Annotated in this window: 1 protein-coding gene; it reads left to right on the forward strand. The window is 49.0% G+C overall.

Annotated features, from left to right (window positions below; all coding sequences use genetic code 11):
* The first annotated feature begins 215 nt into the window (after positions 1–215).
* A complete protein-coding gene (locus LQV63_RS31175) occupies positions 216–2,105 on the forward strand; it encodes a hypothetical protein (protein WP_233699645.1) in 1,890 nt (629 codons plus the stop codon).
* The last annotated feature ends 247 nt before the right edge of the window (positions 2,106–2,352 follow it).

Raw genomic sequence — 2,352 nt, forward strand, 5'->3', positions numbered from 1 at the left:
GTTTTTCTATTTTCGTCAAGTAGATAATCCAATCGTTCTCAAATCTATGCAGTACGTGCTGTTAAGCTAATTTTGGCTCTGCGAAAGTTGAGTAATTAACAAAGCCGGTGCCACTTGAAGCCTGTCCTCATATAATATTGAAACCTATCTTTATTCTGCGCCCTTTTGCTAGAAGATAGGTTTAGATTAAGCATTTTGAAAAGGAGGACAAGCCGATGAGTGCATTACCCGGCAATTATGTCATCGCCATCGAGCGAGCGATAAGAAGAGTCAGCTTTGTCGATACGGATACGCTTACAGTAGCCCAGCAAATCAGTATCGATGGCGATGTGGTGGATGTAGCTGTTACGGGCGATTTTAATAAAGCGGTCATCTGTTCTTTTAATGCGCAGAAGTTGTTTGAAATGAATTTGCGAACGAATCCTCCATCTGTCGTCCATACTTTCAACTCGCCTATCCCATTAGAAGCTGTGGCGCTCACTGCCGATAACCGCTTTGCCGTCAGCGTGGTAGGGGGTTCCCCTGCGCAGATGGTGTCCTATAGTCTGGAGGACGCGTCAGGCAGCTGGATTCCTGCAGATGCGCAGGCGGTGGCCAGCTCTCCCGATTTGAGTGGACGCCTCTTGACGGCCCGATACAACGCAGGCCGTGTGCGGCTCTATTACATCGACAACGCAGGCATGATCACGGATAGCGGGAACGAAGTGATGGCAGGCGACACGCCGCTCAACCTTGCCTATACGCCCGATGGCCGATTTTGCTTTGTAGCCAACTACTACGCGGATGAAATCGTCGTGCTGTATACCGGCAACTCGAATTATTTCGGAGAAACGAGCCGAACGCCGGTCATTGGGCACCCGCAGACGATCGTCGTATCCAAAAACGGACAGCGGGTTTACGTTCTGACCACGCGAGAGGTTGCCAGCTTCGAGTTCGATCCGGTAGCCCAAAGATTGAGCCTGACGGGGCGATTCAATCATAATCTGGATATTGTCAGTTATTTCGGCGTGGACAGAATGACGTTGGATGCGACGGAGTCGAAGCTAATTATCTCTGGCCAAAACCAGCTTGCCGCCTTCAATCTTACCGGGACTCTGCTCGGAATCGTTCCAGGCGTGAAGTCTGACGGAGGAGTGGCTGCCGGGCAATCAAGCTATCGTCTGCCTATCGACACCATATTGGTGCCTTCCCGCTCTGGTATTCTCCAATTTCTAGACGAAACTCTTAGACCTATCATCGGTGAGGTTTTTTTGAAGAATGCAGACAATGTTGTCATTACAAAAGATTGTACCAGAGCAATAGTCCCATCGTATGACAACGGCAGCAGGCTGATGGATATTGATCTCACGACGAGGCCGCCTTCGCTGAAGCATTCGGTTCAAACCCCGGTGTCCGTGCTCAGTCTCGGCATTACGCCGGATAGCCGTTATGCGGTCGGTGTACCTTCGTACGAGAACGGTCAAATGGTTTCCTACTCGTTATCCGATCAAACTGTCAAGTCTATTCCGACAGACGCGCAAGCCGTTGCCGTATCGCCGAACGGAAGCGGCCTTATCCTCGCTGCCTGTTATGTTAAAGGTCTAGTCAGATGTTACCGCATCGACGAGGGGGGCAGTATGACGGATACCGGGATCGCTCTGGAGGCGGGCAACGATCCGATTAACCTCGCCTTTTCACCTGACGGCAATTTTGCTTTTGTCGCGAACTGGGAAGCGCAGGAAATTGTCGTGCTGGATACGAGCAGCCCTTATTATATCAGCGAAGCGAGCAGAACGGGATTGATCGGTAAGCCGCAAACGATATTGGTATCTCGTGACGGCAGCAAAGTGTACGTGCTGACCTCGCCGCTGGAAGTACAAATCTTCAATTTCGACCCGGTATCCAAAAGATTGACGCTTTTGAGCAGCTTCAATCACAACCTGAGACCTTTATTCGAATTCGGCGTCGATATGATGGCGCTGAACTCGGACGAGACCAGACTGTACATCTATACTTTCGTAACCTTGACAGCCAGAACGATGTTAGCGTTTACTACAACCGGTGAAAGATTATATGGTCCATCTGGAGTCCTTACGCAGGGAGTCGCCATCTGTAAACCCATGTAATGGCTTGCTTCTGAACTGTTAAAAATTCTCCTGCTAAAAGAAAATAAAGTGTTTTCTTAGTGCTTAGTCCCGGTTTATTGGTTTATACGAAGAACTACATGCTACACGCGTATGTGCTTTAATTTGAAATTGGTAATGTGGAGGACGTAGCCTAAGCGAAGCGCGGGAGCGTTCTCTTTTTTGAACTAACGAGCAGCATTCCTATAATGAAGAAATATGAGATTTGAGAAACAAAAAGACTCCTTGG

It is taken from the genome of Paenibacillus profundus (assembly GCF_021369635.1).
Classification (GTDB): Bacteria; Bacillota; Bacilli; order Paenibacillales; family Paenibacillaceae; genus Paenibacillus_B; species Paenibacillus_B profundus.